Origin of the sequence: Aggregatimonas sangjinii, assembly GCF_005943945.1 — a bacterium.
In the GTDB taxonomy this organism is placed as follows: Bacteria; Bacteroidota; Bacteroidia; order Flavobacteriales; family Flavobacteriaceae; genus Pelagihabitans; species Pelagihabitans sangjinii.
Genome location: NZ_CP040710.1, coordinates 2,138,512 through 2,152,360, shown reverse-complemented (window position 1 = coordinate 2,152,360; position 13,849 = coordinate 2,138,512). Strand labels below are relative to the sequence as shown.

Here is a 13,849-nt window from a genome sequence, read left to right as displayed (position 1 = left end):
CGTGATAGTTCGACAGGTATTGACATGACGGTACGAGGATTCACTCAATGTCGGTTGTCGCAGCGTATGTAAATAGGTGCCTCGGATGAATCTAAAAAATAAATAAGGGGGCAACCAAAGGAATGGCTGATAAGATCGGTAATAATGGGAGGTCTATTCTTAAAGAGCTTACCGGTCCAAATGGCTATTCGATTGTTTTTTTTCTTATTACGCACGGTATTCAAAGTCAATAAGGCGGCACCCTCCCCAGGGTCATAGATTTTATCGAATAAGACGGAGTCATTTTCGGTAGACAAGACTTTAAGATGTCTGGCATATAATCTGTCGTTCTTTTTAAGATTCTGGAGCAAATACCGTGATGCCTTCGTCGTGAATTCAAAAGTATCGTTTGGCGGTTTTATTTCGGCGGTTATCGAGTCTTGCGTTACCACCTTCGATGCAGGGAAACGACTGGCGGCTACTTTTTCCCAAAGCACGGGTCTCAACTGCCCTTTCGCGAAGGGGTTCTCTTCACCGATATAGACCGAAGTGGTCGAAAAATAATCTTTAACGTCTTCCAAACGCATTTGGGCTTCCCCGATTTCGAATCCGACCAGATAGTCATTCGGTTGTATTGGAGTTTGAGCACCGTACGGGTTGATTTTCGCCACCACAGGTATCGCTGCGACCTTAGCTGCAAATACGCCATTCGATAAGAAGTGATAAATGAACAAGGAATCCGTTTCCGAGATACTTAAACTGTTCAAAAACCTGGTTCGATACGGCTCTTCCAAAACATGATAGTTGTCACCTTTGAATTCCTGTTCACCCAAATGTTCGTTGGCAATAACCATAGAATTGCCATTATCTCGGAAGTTGTACGCATCGGTAAGGGAAACAAAACCGACTTTCCCATTTGCAGTTTGCTCCGTACTGGAAAGTTTGTATAATGCAAATTCTTTTCGGCCAGCTACTGTCGTGCTAGTCCTCTTTAAATCCATCAACTCCAGATAACCGTCGAACACAAAACCGGTTGACTCTTCAGCGATGATTTTTGGGATATGTTCGAACGAGACTTTGACCCAATTGCCTCGAATTTGTGTTCCATTGTCGGATACCGTTAGCGTAAAATCGGTTTTTTCCAGAATGTTCACAACCATTCCGTATTCCAGTTTCCCTATTTTTTGACCATTGGCATTCGGTTCTTTACGTATGGTCAATCCGCTTTTTGCCGTCACTTTGTAGGATTCTTGGGCTACAGTAAATTCTATTCCAGTAAACAGCAGTAAAAGGAGGAGGAATTTGGATGTTTTCATACGGAGGAAACAAAACAGTTGCTAAAAGGGCAATCGATTGAGGGCGACAAGATATAAAAAAACAGGAAGCATTGCGGTCCGGTATTCGCTTACCTAAGGAGGACTATGTCTTATACTTTGCCAATAATCGCGGCTTTCATCCCAAAGGGGTAGGTAAAAAATGACATCCTGTCAGTTCTATGCCCTTGGCATATTGTTTGACATTCTCAAAGCGCAATTAAAACGTAAAAGCACTAATATTAAAACATATAGCATGAGTAAAATTATTGGAATAGATTTAGGAACAACGAACTCTTGCGTTTCTGTGATGGAAGGTAACGAGCCCGTTGTTATACCGAATGCAGAGGGGAAGAGAACGACGCCATCTGTAATCGCCTTTGTTGAAGGCGGTGAAATTAAAGTAGGAGACCCTGCGAAAAGACAGGCGGTAACCAATCCGCATAATACCATATACTCCATCAAACGTTTTATGGGGAACAAATACTCCGAATCCAAAAAAGAAGCGGAACGCGTACCTTATAAAGTTGTAAAAGGAGACAACGATACACCACGTGTAGATATCGATGGCCGTTTATACACACCTCAGGAATTGTCGGCCATGATTCTTCAAAAAATGAAGAAAACGGCCGAGGACTATCTTGGCCAAACTGTAACACGTGCCGTGGTTACCGTACCGGCTTATTTTAACGACGCACAAAGGCAAGCTACGAAGGAAGCTGGCGAAATCGCTGGTCTTACTGTAGAGCGTATCATTAATGAGCCGACTGCTGCTTCTTTGGCCTACGGAATGGATAAAAAGGATACCGATCAGAAAATCGTAGTTTTCGATTTTGGTGGAGGTACACACGACGTTTCGATTTTGGAATTGGGCGACGGTGTTTTTGAAGTACTTTCTACCGATGGTGATACCCATTTGGGTGGTGATGATGTAGATCAAAAAATCATCGATTGGTTGGCAGATGAGTTCAAGAAAGACGAAAGTATCGATCTCCGTGACGATGCAATGGCCTTGCAACGTTTACGCGAAGCTGCAGAAAAAGCGAAGATCGAATTATCATCTTCTGCACAGACCGAAATCAACCTACCATACGTTACGGCTACAGCTTCTGGGCCAAAGCACCTGGTAAGAACATTGACAAGAGCGAAATTCGAACAGTTGATCGCCGACTTGGTAAAAAGAACGATCGAACCTTGCCAGACGGCATTGAAAGCAGCCGGTCTATCAAAAAGTGATATCGATGAGATTATTTTGGTAGGTGGTTCGACCCGTATTCCCGCCGTTCAGGAAGCAGTGGAGAAGTTTTTTGGAAAAGCACCCTCAAAAGGTGTGAATCCTGATGAAGTGGTCGCCATTGGTGCCGCCATTCAAGGTGGTGTATTGACAGGTGATGTAAAGGATGTATTGTTATTGGATGTTACACCATTGTCGTTGGGTATCGAAACCATGGGGAATGTTTTCACCAAACTGATCGAAGCGAACACCACCATACCAACTAAAAAATCACAAGTGTTTTCTACCGCAGCGGACAATCAGCCTTCGGTCGAGATACATGTGTTGCAAGGTGAGCGTGGTATGGCTGCTGACAACAAGACTATCGGACGTTTTCATTTAGATGGCATTCCACCGGCACAGCGTGGAACACCACAGATAGAAGTTACTTTCGATATCGACGCGAACGGAATCATCAAAGTCTCCGCTACGGATAAAGCAACGAACAAATCGCAGGACATTCGAATCGAAGCGTCATCGGGATTAACCGAGGAGGAAATCAAAAAGATGAAAGCCGATGCGGAAGCGAATGCCGACGCCGACAAAGCCGCAAGAGAAAAGGCGGATAAGTTGAACGAAGCCGATAGCATGATTTTCCAAACGGAAAAACAATTGACCGAGTTTGGCGATAAGCTATCCGATGACAAGAAGAAGCCTATCGAGGAAGCTTTGGAAGAATTGAAGAAGGCTTATGAAAGTAAGGATATAGCAGTGGTTACGCCTGCCTTGGACAAGATCAATGAAGCTTGGAAGGTAGCCTCGGAAGAAATGTACAAGGCTCAAGCCGAAGCACAGCAAAATGGTGCCGCGCCAGAAGGTGAGGCAACAGCAGATGCAGGAGGAAGTCCGGAAGGTGACAATGTCGAAGACGTAGACTTCGAAGAAGTCAAGTAACCTGTCCCGAGCGCAGTCGAAGGATAGACTTCGAAGAAGTCAAGTAGCCTGTCCCGAGCGCAGTCGAAGGATAGACTTCGAAGAACTCAACACTGTATTTCAAATAGAAACAAACCCGCAAAGTGAAGCTTTGCGGGTTTGTTGTTTAAAGGGCTTACTATTTAAGAGCGGGTTTTTCTCCATTTGCGGGGAGGAGCTAAGTGTATCGTCTTTAAAAAGCCTTTCACCGATTTGAGGTTCCATTTGTTTTGTGATCACATAATATCAAGTAATTTTGTGCCATGTTAAAGATTCAAGTCATTTTTTTGCTCTCTTTTGTCCTGCTCCTTCCTTTTGGTGGGGCATCACAAGAAACTACCATTTTTAAAGTATCCGATTTTGATTTGAGTGGGAAGGTCAAATCCTGCTTGGTAAGCACAGACTATGGGAAAGAAGAATACCGTTTTAATGAAGATGGCCTGCTTACCGAGGCGATTACCAGGTATAGCGATGCCGATTATGACGTAACACTTTATAAATATCGAAAAGGGGAGTTACTAGAAAAAAGAGTAGAGCAATATAGGGATAAGAGATTGGAGCGGGCCACTAGTATCGCCAATATTTTTACCATGGACACCACTGCAGGGAACCGCAAAGTCACCGAAAAAATAATAACGTACAATAAGGAGCTTTTAGAGCAGAACGAATATTTCTACACAGATAAAAAGCACCTTTCGAAAATTATACAGACGACCAACGACGGCATTGATGAGACTTCGATAATCTATCACGAAGATGAAAATACCCGAACGGCTGAGTATTTTTTAAATGGCGAGCTTCAGCAATCGATTCGGACAAAGACCACCATGCAATCGGACACAGTACCTATCAAGACGATTTCCACTAAGAATTTTTTTGATGGCAAACCCAGCAGCGCTATCGAAAAAACCTATATCGGCGATGGCAAGATAAGCTCGGAATCCACGCTATCGTACGATTTGAATCTTGAAAAATTCGTGAATTTGTCCACAGTAACGCATACCTATGGTCCTTTAGGAGTAGTGGAAAAAACCATATTGAAAGAGGGAGCCAATTCCGAAACCAAGGAGTACCTCTATCAGTTTGACCCTTTTGGAAATTGGGTCAAACAAATTGTCACACCCACAAATACATACAAAACCCGAAAAATAGAATACTTCGAAACTCAAAAAATACTTAAAGAGGAAGAGTAAATTCTTTTCTTGTCGCTGCCCATTCCTCCTTTAAGATTCCATAGCAACAGGTATCGCGTTTGAATCCGTCCTCAAGAAAAACGTTCTTTCGTAGTGTGCCTTCCAAAATGGCACCTAATTTCTCTACTGCTTTTCTCGATTTTATGTTGCGCTCATCAATACGAAATTCTACTTTTTCGAAACCCATTTCGTCGAAGGCGTGGTTTAGCATCAAGAATTTCATATGGTCATTTAGGCCACTGCCGTGAAATTCCTTTCCTATCCAAGTAGCACCGATATGTAAAACGTTGTTCTTTTTATCGATATGCATATAGCGCGTAGTTCCCGCATACGCTTGTTGAACCTTGTCATAGATAATAAAAGGGATGCTGCTTTGTTGCTGCTGCTGCTTTAGAGCCGCGGCCACGTATGCTTTAAGGCCCTCTGGCGATGCCACATTACCAGGGGAATATTGTACCAATTTTTCCTGTCTAGCTATGGGCCACAACGCTTCGTAACTATCCGATTGCAGCGGGCTCAGTCGTACTCTCTCATCTTCTAAGGTAAATACCGTTTTCACATGTCAATTATTATGATTCGAAATCTTTTTTCAGTAATCCGTAATGAATAAGGGTTACATACTCACCATTTTTAATATCATGGTCTTTAAATTCGCCTTCTTTTACCATTCCGTTCTTGACCATAATTTTTCCGGAAGCGACATTTGTGCTAATGTAGGCGGCAACTATCTTGTTCAATTGCAATTCCTGAAAACCAAACTTCAACATTGCCGTAACAGCTTCGGAAGTATAACCCATATTCCAAAATTGTTCTGCGATCCAATATCCGATTTCGGCGCGATTGTGTGCTGTCTCTAGGGTTAGCCCGATACCGCCCATAAAGGAATTATTCGCCTTGTCCCGTATGGCAAAAATATAATTGTCTTTATTTCTAAAACCTTGGTTGGCCATGTTGATCCAAGAAATGGCATCCTCGGCGAAGTAGGGGTGAGGCATGGTGCGCGTATTATCGGTAATTTTTTTATTGCCGGCATAGGCTACTATATCCGGGATATCGGCAGTTATGATTTGATCTAATACAAGCCGATGCGTCTCAAGACGTGGAAATTTCTCCATAGCTATGCAAATTGATGTAACAGTTCTTTCTTCACTTCATGCCCTCCTTCGAATATCGTTTGTACGGCACGGCCCTTGAATAGCGCATCTATTCTAACGGACTCCTTTTGCAATACAGCCGGGGTCAGGTATTCATCTTTGTTGCCCACTAATACGGAAACTTTCGTTTTGTGCTGATCCAGAAAGTCGAAATCCTCAGGAACAAGCTCCTTCGGTATTCCACCGGCATACAGTATCAGATGATTAAAGGGCAACTTTCGACTGGCCATCCACCGTGTCGCTATGGAAACTCCCTGGGAAAACCCCAGAATAATGAGCTTACGATCCGCTGGTAAATCCTCTTGCGCCATAACACCATCCAAATAGGCCAAAACGTTTTCTATCTCCTGTTGCGTGTTCTCTTTTGTTAACCAACTCGCCCCTACATGGCGATATTCATTTTTCAAATAATATTTCGAAGGGGCCTGTGGTGCGATAATATAGTTATGAGCGGCATCCAGTTCGTCAAAATACCTTAAAAAATAGCGGCTCAGGTAACCTATGCCATGCAGCACGATCCAAATATTCATTGTCTGTGCGGTGAGTTTGTTCAAGGTGGCGTAGGAGTTCGTGCTGGTGTATGTGGTTTGTTTTTCGAGTAGGGCCATGAAGTAAATCTCTTTAAAAAGGTTGTTTTATTATATGTATTTTTATCAAAAGATTTAAATGGAAGACGCTAAAGAAAAAATACTCCGGATTTGTAACGAATCTACAAAAAATACGATGATGGAGACTTTGCAAATCGAATATACAGACGTAGGTGAGAACTTTCTCGTGGGTAAAATGCCGGTGAACCCAAAAGTGCATCAGCCCGATGGCGTATTGCATGGCGGGGCCATGGTCGCACTTGCCGAAAGTGTTGGTAGCACCGCTTCCTACGTATTTTTGGATGGACAGAACTTTTTCGTTCGCGGAATCGAGATTTCCGCAAATCACGTCAAAAGCATACGGGAAGGGGAAGTCTTTGCGAAGGCCATTATTGTTCATAAAGGCCGCACGACCCAATTATGGGACATCAAGATTACCGATGCCGAGGAGAACCTCATCTCAGTTTGTAAATTGACCACAATCGCCTTGCCCAGAAAGTGAATACTGTAATGTTTCCAGCACTCAAGGCACGAATCAACGAACAGTTGGCAAATGGATTGCCCTTTGTTGCATATCGCAAACCGAATTCCGATGCTGTGATTGGAATTTTTCAAAGTTCAACGACGGTCCATAAAATTTCTGACTACAGCAGCGAAGGCTTTATTTTTGCTCCTTTTGATGATATTGGCCACGCCGTTCTGATTCCTCTTCACGAAAAGATCGTTGCGACCGATTACAGACCAAAAGTAGTACCACCAAGCCCGAAATTTCAGGTAGATTCAACACAGCGTGATTTTCATATACAACTTGTTCAAAAAGGTATTTCGGAAATCAAAAAGGGGCATTTTAAGAAAGTGGTGCTTTCGAGACGTTTTCAGGTTGAAGCGAAAGATAGTCCGATTGAACTGCTGGAAAACTTGCTATCTTCCTATACATCGGCCTTCTGTTATTTATGGTATCATCCTGGAGTGGGGACGTGGTTGGGGGCTACTCCCGAGATTCTCCTGCGTACTGTAAATAAGGAGTTTGCTACCATGTCTTTGGCCGGCACCAAGGCGCTTCAAGCTGATAATGCTTCGGAATGGGGTGCAAAGGAATTGGAAGAGCAGGCTTTAGTAACCGATTACATTGAAAAAGCCCTGAATGGTAAAGTAGCGAATCTTAGTGCTTCGGGAGTGGAAACGCTACGTGCCGGTATCCTTTTGCACCTTCGCACCAAAATCACAGGGCAATCGCTTGTCGGTCTCCAGGAAATAATAGAGGCGTTGCACCCTACACCTGCCGTTTGCGGCCTGCCTTTGATGGCCGCAAAAGAATTTATTCTACAGCAGGAAAATTACGATCGGCAGTTCTACACCGGCTTTCTGGGTGAGCTTAATTTCAAAAGAACGGAGCAAAGATCATCCAATCGAAAAAATCAGGAAAACCAAGCGTACAAATCGGTAAAGCGCTGCTCTGAGCTATTTGTAAATTTAAGGTGTATGCAATTGTTGGAAGATAAGGCACTCATTTACGTTGGCGGCGGTATTACGGTAGATTCCGTTCCTGAAAAGGAATGGCAAGAGACCGTGAACAAAAGCAGTACGATGCTCAAGGTGCTGCAAAACGTTCGATAAAATCGATTTGTAGAACCCCTTCATAGCGATTGGTTTTACCATCTTTGGGTTGTATTTTTGTGGTGATGATATACTCCAGCATCCCGGTTGCCCAATCTATAGCGCAGCATTTTAAGGCTAAAAAAATCAAGAACATCGTAATTTCACCGGGTTCACGCAATGCGCCGTTGACTATTAGCTTCACCGAAGATCCGTTTTTTAAATGCTTTAGTATCGTAGATGAGCGCTGTGCCGCTTTTTTCGCTTTGGGAATCGCCCAGCAATCGTTAGAGCCAGTGGTAGTGATATGTACCTCGGGAAGTGCCTTGCTGAATTATTACCCAGCTATTGCCGAGGCTTTCTATAGTGATATTCCGCTGGTCGTATTGTCTGCTGACAGACCGGTTTATAAAATAGACGTGGGTGATGGCCAAACGATTCGACAGGACAATGTTTTTCACAGGCATATAGGCTATTCCGCCGATTTACGGCAAGATATTTCCCATGCGACTGATAGAATTCGGCGATACCGCCCCGAATGGTTAGGTACAGAACCCCCCGAGGTTTTACAAAGACAGGTACAGGATTATAATGACGGGGAGCTGAACAAGGCCCTAAATCTTGCCATCACCTCAAAATTACCGATACACATCAATGTTAGGCTAGAGGAACCTTTGTACAATAAAATCGAAACCCCCTCGGTTCAGGCGAACATTGTTACTTATCAAGAACAATTGATTCCGGAAATCGACTATAAAGCCCTCGCTGCCGATTGGAACGCATCTAAGACCAAGATGGTATTGGTAGGGGTGAACTGGCCCGATACCATAGACCAGAAAGTATTGAATTTGATGGCCGACGACCCTTCGGTCATCGTATTGACCGAAACTACGTCTAACTTACATCATCCCAAATTCTTTCCTAGTATTGATAGTCTGATTGCCCCGATCGAAGGGTTGGGGAATTCACAAGAACTATTCGAAAAATTACAACCTGAAGTACTCCTGACCTTTGGGGGATTGGTTGTCTCCAAAAAAATCAAGGCATTTCTACGGGAATACCAACCAAAGCGACATTGGCATATCGACCCCATTCGTGCTTTTGACACTTTTTTCTGTCTTTCGCGACATATTAAGATGGATGCCAATGATTTTTTAAAGAAGTTTTTACCAAATACCATTCCAGCAGAAAGCAGCTATTTTGGATTTTGGAACAATAAGAAAATTGCTTACGAGGCGCGACGAAAAGATTATTTAGGTGAGATTTCGTTTTGCGATATGAAAGCTTTTAATTGTGTCATAGAAAACATACCTGAAGATACTCATTTACAATTGGCAAATAGTTCTACCGTTCGTTATGCGCAATTGTACGATCTGCCAACCTCATTAAAGGTGTTCTGCAATCGGGGAACTAGTGGCATTGACGGAAGCACATCGACCGCAATAGGAGCATCGTTGTATAGTACGGATGCAACTGTTCTGATAACCGGAGATTTGGGTTTTTTCTACGATAGCAATGCGTTATGGAACAACTATGTACGATCAGACTTCCGAATTATACTGCTGAACAATAATGGTGGAGGTATTTTTAGGATACTTCCGGGAAAGGAAGACAGTAAGAATTTTGAAACGTATTTTGAAACCGTACACGGCCTAAGCGCGAAACATTTGTGCAAAATGTACGATTTTAAGTATCAAAAGGTGTCCGCACTAAGTGACCTCAATGCGCTTTTGCCTAACTTTTTCGATAAAGGGACAAGACCTAAATTATTGGAAATCAATACACCTAGAATACAGAACAATAAAATTTTGCTCGGTTATTTTGATTTTATATCTTCGGTTTTTATTAACCGTTAACATATAGAACACTAACTATTATGAGTAAAAGAGATGATTTGATCAAAGAATACGCAGCTGACATTAAGGCTAAATTCGGTGAGTCTGCAGATATGGATTTGTTGACAAAAGTTACAGTAGGTTTAGGACCTGCTATTTACAATTTGGATGCCTCCAAAGTATCCGGGTCTGACGACAAAGAGTTGGAAACTGTAAAAAACAACTACCTGATCAAAAAATTAGGTATGAAAGATAGCCCGGAATTGATGTCCGCTATTAAAAGCGTCGTTGAGAAATATGGCACTTCCAACAGAAACAAGCATAGAGCGGTAATTTATTATCAATTGTGCAAACACTTTAACAAAGCAGCCGTCTACAAATAGACAGCATTTAAAACAAGACGGTCCCGCCTATATGGCGGGATTTTTTTTTGCATATTTTGGAAGATGTCAATTGCCATTTTAAGAGTACTTTTGTGCTATGATCGAATTAGGGAATTACAATACATTAAAAATAGTCCGGGACACTAGTCCTGGGCTTTTTCTGGAAAGTGAAACCGGTGCAGAGATTTTATTACCCAATAAATACGTTCCCAAGGTTTTTGAAATAGGCGAGGAGTTGAACGTTTTTTGTTATTTGGATTTTGATGAGCGTCCCGTAGCAACAAGCCTTACGCCGTTTATGAAACGCAACGAGTTTGGTTTCTTAAAAGTTGTGGAAGTGAATCAGATTGGGGCTTTTTTGGATTGGGGTCTAGAGAAACATTTGTTTGTGCCCTTTCGTGAGCAACGGGAAAAGATGAAAGAGGGCCAGTGGTATGTGGTGTATTGCTATTTGGATGATATTTCGTTTCGTTTGGTAGCTTCCAATAAGATAGATAAGTTCCTGAGCAACGATGAACTATCCGTGCGAACGGGGGATAAGGTTTCATTATTGGTTACCAGATTGACGGATCTAGGATGGGAAGTGATTGTGAACGACCGCCATAAGGGTCTGGTGTTTTCTAGCGAGATTTTTCAGCATATGGCCGTCGGTCAACGAATGGAGGGGTACATAAAAACGATTAGGCCCGATAACAAATTGGATATTTCCCTCCAACCACAAGGTCAAAAAGTCTTAGAGCCTACCGCAAAAAAGATTCAGAAATTATTGAAAGAAAGTGGAGGATTCTTGGCATTACATGACAAATCGGACCCGAAAGAGATTTCCAGAATATTGGGTATGAGTAAAAAAACGTTCAAAAAAGGAGTGGGTACGTTGTACAAGGCAAGACAAATCGAAATCAAACAAGATGGCATTCATCTTGTAGAAAAAAACTGATAAAATACCTAGATTTTTATTTTAAAATCGACGTTTGACATCATTTATCGGAAATTATACCACTAAAACGAGCAGTTTTACAACAATTGCCCCTGTAATTTTATGACACTTTCCGAGTTTTGGTTAACTTTATCGGGTAAATCCCCTTAAAAATCAGCTCATGCCATTTATTGAGGAAAGTGACTTGTTAGAACTCCATAAAGATATCGACAAAGCCCAGATAATCAATGAAAGGCTTTTGGATCAGATTAAATTCAAAAATAAGGAGTTAAAAAAAAATAAGGTTCAACGAAACGTACTCGCCGGTATTACGGGCCTCTTTTTAATAGGTACATTGGCCATTACTTCGTTTACGGCAGGTTTAAGCCAGACAAACTATGGTGCTCAAGATCAATATGTGCTTTCAGACCTTGATAGCCTGGAGGCCATTAAATCTCGAATGGACAATCTGAAAACACAGAACGAAGAACTTAGCTTAGTCAAGGAATACTATCTGGCAAAAGAATTCCTGGAGAAGGAGAAAATTTACTCCGTGCAGGTCAAATCGTTCGTCGACAATAATATTACCTTGGCTTCGGAAGCTTTGACCAATACCATGTTCGTAAAGACAAATCCTTTTTTCTCTTATTCATTGGGTAATTTCGGAACACTACAAGAGGCTCAGCGTTTTAGGGAGCAGCTAGTCGATATTGGCTTTCAAGATGCCTTTGTAGCATCTTACAAAGATGGCAAACGGCTACAAATAGAAGATCCTAATTAGTGCGAAAACTAAAAGCTTGGCTAAATGCTGCTAGGTTGCGTACACTTCCACTATCCGTATCCGGCGTGATTACGGGTACGGCGCTGGCGAATTTTTATAAAGCAAACGATATAACAATTCTTTTTCTGGCTTTGTTGACGACGATAGCATTTCAGGTAACCTCCAATTTCGCAAATGATTATGGCGATGGAGTAAAAGGAACGGATAATGAAGATCGTATCGGTCCGAAAAGGGCGATGCAAAGCGGTTTATTAAGCAGTACCGAACTCAAGAACGGAATCATACTTTCCGCATTCATTAGCTTGACTTTGGTAATTATCCTGATTTATAGGGCTTTTGGTACCGAAAATCTGCTGCTGGTCTTGGTCTTCCTTAGTTTAGGGATATTGAGTATTTGGGCAGCAATAAAATATACTGTTGGTGAGAGGGCTTATGGGTATAGGGGTCTTGGTGATATATTCGTTTTTTTGTTTTTTGGAATATTGGCTGTTTTAGGGACTATGTTTTTATATACGAAGACAGTTACGGCGGTAGCCGTGATGCCGGCAATCGCAATAGGTGCCCTGAGTACCGGAGTTTTAAACCTGAACAATTTGAGGGATTTTGAGTCCGACAAGAAGGTAGGAAAGAACACCTTGATTGTTAAAATGGGACTAGCCCGCGGTAAAATATACCATTACGGGCTATTGGGCGTTTCATTCTTGTGCATCATCGGTTTTTTGGTCTCCTATGCCAACCGTATGGTTCAATTCGTACCCCTACTTGCGTTTTTGCCCATATTGTTTCATCTAAGAAAAATATATACGATTAAAGAGCCCGAGTCTTTCGATCCCGAACTTAAGAAATTGGCCCTGAGCACTTTTCTTTTGGCCGTACTACTGTTTATCAGTTGCAACAATTTTTTGTAAATTTATTACTAACTAAACATAACCACCTTGGAACAACCTATTAAAATCCTAATCGTAGAAGACAATGTTATCATTGCCGACGACATGCAATCGATGCTCGAAGAAATCGGCTACGAAATCGTTGACAATGTTATTGTTTACGAACAGGCCGAAGAAGTATTAAAAACGCAGCAAGTTGATTTAGTGTTGATCGACATAATTCTCGCTTCCGACAAAACGGGTATCGATCTTGGGAAGCATATCAGGGAAAATTATGATATTCCATTCATTTTCGTTACTTCAAATTCCGATCGGGCTACCGTAGAAAATGCGAAGACTGTTAAACCCAATGGATACTTGGTAAAACCTTTCGAACAGCAAGATTTATATACCTCAATAGAAATTGCCTTATCCAATTTTATCCGTTCCGATAAGAGCGGCGGGGGTAGTTCGGCAATGCAAGAAGAGGACATTGCGGTCAGTAATTCTGTCCTAAAGGATTCCATTTTTGTTAAAAAACAACACCTGTACTACCGTATTCAATTTGGTGACATTCAATTTATCAAAGCGGATAACGTTTACCTTGAAGTAAATACGGTCGATAAAAAATTCTTGGTACGTTCACCTTTGAAAGACTATCTTGAGAAACTGCCAAAACACAAGTTTTATCGAGCCCATAAATCGTATATAGTGAATGTAGATCATATTGATGCTATCAATTCAAAGGATATTATGATCAACAATAACCTAATACCGATTTCAAAAGAATTTAAGGAGTTTATAATATCTGCAATGAACTCGTAAAAATGTTAATTTCAACAACTTAAAAGGCGCTCGATCGAGCGCCTTTTTCGTTCACCACAAAAGCCTATAGTTTCACCACGTTTTTTATCAACTTCACAACATTTTATTCTAGAGAAGTATCATAGCGCCTATATTGTGCAGGTATTCTATTAAAGGATATTCTCATAATTAAATATAAGTTTTTTCATTTTCATATAGTGTTCTCGTAAAAGAGCTTTGTCCGTTCGGATGAAGCT

The 13,849-nt window shown here is 41.8% G+C and carries 14 protein-coding genes; 10 read left to right on the top strand and 4 right to left on the bottom strand.

Annotated features, from left to right (window positions below):
* Nucleotides 1-44: 44 nt before the first annotated feature.
* A complete protein-coding gene (locus FGM00_RS08780; RefSeq protein ID WP_138852544.1) occupies nucleotides 45-1,295 on the bottom strand; it encodes an SH3 domain-containing protein in 1,251 nt (416 codons plus the stop codon).
* Nucleotides 1,296-1,548: 253 nt separating this feature from the next.
* Between FGM00_RS08780 and dnaK the strand changes: the two genes are divergently transcribed.
* A complete protein-coding gene (gene dnaK, locus FGM00_RS08775) occupies nucleotides 1,549-3,459 on the top strand; it encodes a molecular chaperone DnaK (RefSeq protein WP_138852543.1) in 1,911 nt (636 codons plus the stop codon).
* A 281-nt stretch (nucleotides 3,460-3,740) separates the two neighbouring features.
* Complete coding sequence (locus FGM00_RS08770; RefSeq protein ID WP_138852542.1) at nucleotides 3,741-4,670, top strand: hypothetical protein; 930 nt, start codon at nucleotides 3,741-3,743, stop codon at nucleotides 4,668-4,670.
* On the opposite strand, the gene FGM00_RS08765 is transcribed toward FGM00_RS08770, so the two are convergent.
* From FGM00_RS08765 to FGM00_RS08755, 3 genes are read right to left on the bottom strand one after another with little or no spacing between them, the layout of a single operon-like run.
* Entirely contained in the window at nucleotides 4,654-5,229 is a 576-nt protein-coding gene (locus FGM00_RS08765) for a GNAT family N-acetyltransferase (protein ID WP_138852541.1), read from the bottom strand. The two genes, FGM00_RS08770 and FGM00_RS08765, sit on opposite strands and share 17 nt — an antisense overlap.
* Nucleotides 5,230-5,239: 10 nt before the next feature.
* Complete coding sequence (locus tag FGM00_RS08760) at nucleotides 5,240-5,785, bottom strand: GNAT family N-acetyltransferase (protein WP_138852540.1); 546 nt, start codon at nucleotides 5,783-5,785, stop codon at nucleotides 5,240-5,242.
* A gap of 2 nt (nucleotides 5,786-5,787) precedes the next feature.
* The gene (locus tag FGM00_RS08755; protein WP_138852539.1) at nucleotides 5,788-6,432 is read right to left on the bottom strand and encodes an alpha/beta hydrolase; all 645 of its coding nucleotides are present in this window, start codon (nucleotides 6,430-6,432) and stop codon (nucleotides 5,788-5,790) included.
* A gap of 58 nt (nucleotides 6,433-6,490) precedes the next feature.
* On the opposite strand from FGM00_RS08755, the gene FGM00_RS08750 reads away from it, so the two are divergent.
* The 8 genes from FGM00_RS08750 to FGM00_RS08715 all read left to right on the top strand — a co-directional run bounded on the left by FGM00_RS08750 (nucleotide 6,491) and on the right by FGM00_RS08715 (nucleotide 13,613).
* Nucleotides 6,491-6,913, top strand: coding sequence for a PaaI family thioesterase (locus tag FGM00_RS08750; protein ID WP_138852538.1), 423 nt, complete (start codon nucleotides 6,491-6,493; stop codon nucleotides 6,911-6,913).
* An 8-nt stretch (nucleotides 6,914-6,921) separates the two neighbouring features.
* Nucleotides 6,922-8,028 carry a chorismate-binding protein gene (locus FGM00_RS08745; RefSeq protein WP_138852537.1) on the top strand — a complete coding sequence of 369 codons (1,107 nt, stop codon included), beginning with the start codon at nucleotides 6,922-6,924 and terminating at the stop codon, nucleotides 8,026-8,028.
* Between the two features lie 65 nt (nucleotides 8,029-8,093).
* On the top strand, nucleotides 8,094-9,863 hold the full coding sequence (gene menD / locus FGM00_RS08740) for a 2-succinyl-5-enolpyruvyl-6-hydroxy-3-cyclohexene-1-carboxylic-acid synthase (protein WP_138852536.1): 1,770 nt from the start codon (nucleotides 8,094-8,096) through the stop codon (nucleotides 9,861-9,863).
* Between the two features lie 20 nt (nucleotides 9,864-9,883).
* On the top strand, nucleotides 9,884-10,225 hold the full coding sequence (locus FGM00_RS08735; protein ID WP_138852535.1) for a DUF2853 family protein: 342 nt from the start codon (nucleotides 9,884-9,886) through the stop codon (nucleotides 10,223-10,225).
* A 97-nt stretch (nucleotides 10,226-10,322) separates the two neighbouring features.
* Entirely contained in the window at nucleotides 10,323-11,162 is an 840-nt protein-coding gene (locus FGM00_RS08730; RefSeq protein WP_138852534.1) for a CvfB family protein, read from the top strand.
* 160 nt (nucleotides 11,163-11,322) lie between these two features.
* Nucleotides 11,323-11,922: an SPOR domain-containing protein gene (locus tag FGM00_RS08725; RefSeq protein WP_138852533.1), complete on the top strand. Its 600-nt coding sequence runs from the start codon at nucleotides 11,323-11,325 to the stop codon at nucleotides 11,920-11,922.
* Entirely contained in the window at nucleotides 11,922-12,830 is a 909-nt protein-coding gene (menA, locus tag FGM00_RS08720) for a 1,4-dihydroxy-2-naphthoate octaprenyltransferase (protein WP_138852532.1), read from the top strand. The genes FGM00_RS08725 and menA overlap by 1 nt, the downstream gene beginning before the upstream one ends.
* A gap of 27 nt (nucleotides 12,831-12,857) precedes the next feature.
* Nucleotides 12,858-13,613 (top strand): LytR/AlgR family response regulator transcription factor, encoded by a 756-nt coding sequence (locus FGM00_RS08715; protein ID WP_138852531.1) that lies wholly within the window; start codon nucleotides 12,858-12,860, stop codon nucleotides 13,611-13,613.
* Nucleotides 13,614-13,849: the final 236 nt, after the last annotated feature.

Bases quoted from the DNA above. Each gene is read 5' to 3' on its own strand.
- FGM00_RS08780 (WP_138852544.1), bottom strand. From the start codon at position 1,295: ATGAAAACATCCAAATTCCTCCTCCTTTTACTGCTGTTTACTGGAATA.
- FGM00_RS08730 (WP_138852534.1), top strand. From the start codon at position 10,323: ATGATCGAATTAGGGAATTACAATACATTAAAAATAGTCCGGGACACT.
- FGM00_RS08750 (WP_138852538.1), top strand. From the start codon at position 6,491: ATGGAAGACGCTAAAGAAAAAATACTCCGGATTTGTAACGAATCTACA.
- FGM00_RS08760 (WP_138852540.1), bottom strand. From the start codon at position 5,785: ATGGAGAAATTTCCACGTCTTGAGACGCATCGGCTTGTATTAGATCAA.
- FGM00_RS08735 (WP_138852535.1), top strand. From the start codon at position 9,884: ATGAGTAAAAGAGATGATTTGATCAAAGAATACGCAGCTGACATTAAG.
- FGM00_RS08755 (WP_138852539.1), bottom strand. From the start codon at position 6,432: ATGGCCCTACTCGAAAAACAAACCACATACACCAGCACGAACTCCTAC.
- menD (WP_138852536.1), top strand. From the start codon at position 8,094: ATGATATACTCCAGCATCCCGGTTGCCCAATCTATAGCGCAGCATTTT.
- FGM00_RS08725 (WP_138852533.1), top strand. From the start codon at position 11,323: ATGCCATTTATTGAGGAAAGTGACTTGTTAGAACTCCATAAAGATATC.
- FGM00_RS08745 (WP_138852537.1), top strand. From the start codon at position 6,922: ATGTTTCCAGCACTCAAGGCACGAATCAACGAACAGTTGGCAAATGGA.
- FGM00_RS08770 (WP_138852542.1), top strand. From the start codon at position 3,741: ATGTTAAAGATTCAAGTCATTTTTTTGCTCTCTTTTGTCCTGCTCCTT.
- dnaK (WP_138852543.1), top strand. From the start codon at position 1,549: ATGAGTAAAATTATTGGAATAGATTTAGGAACAACGAACTCTTGCGTT.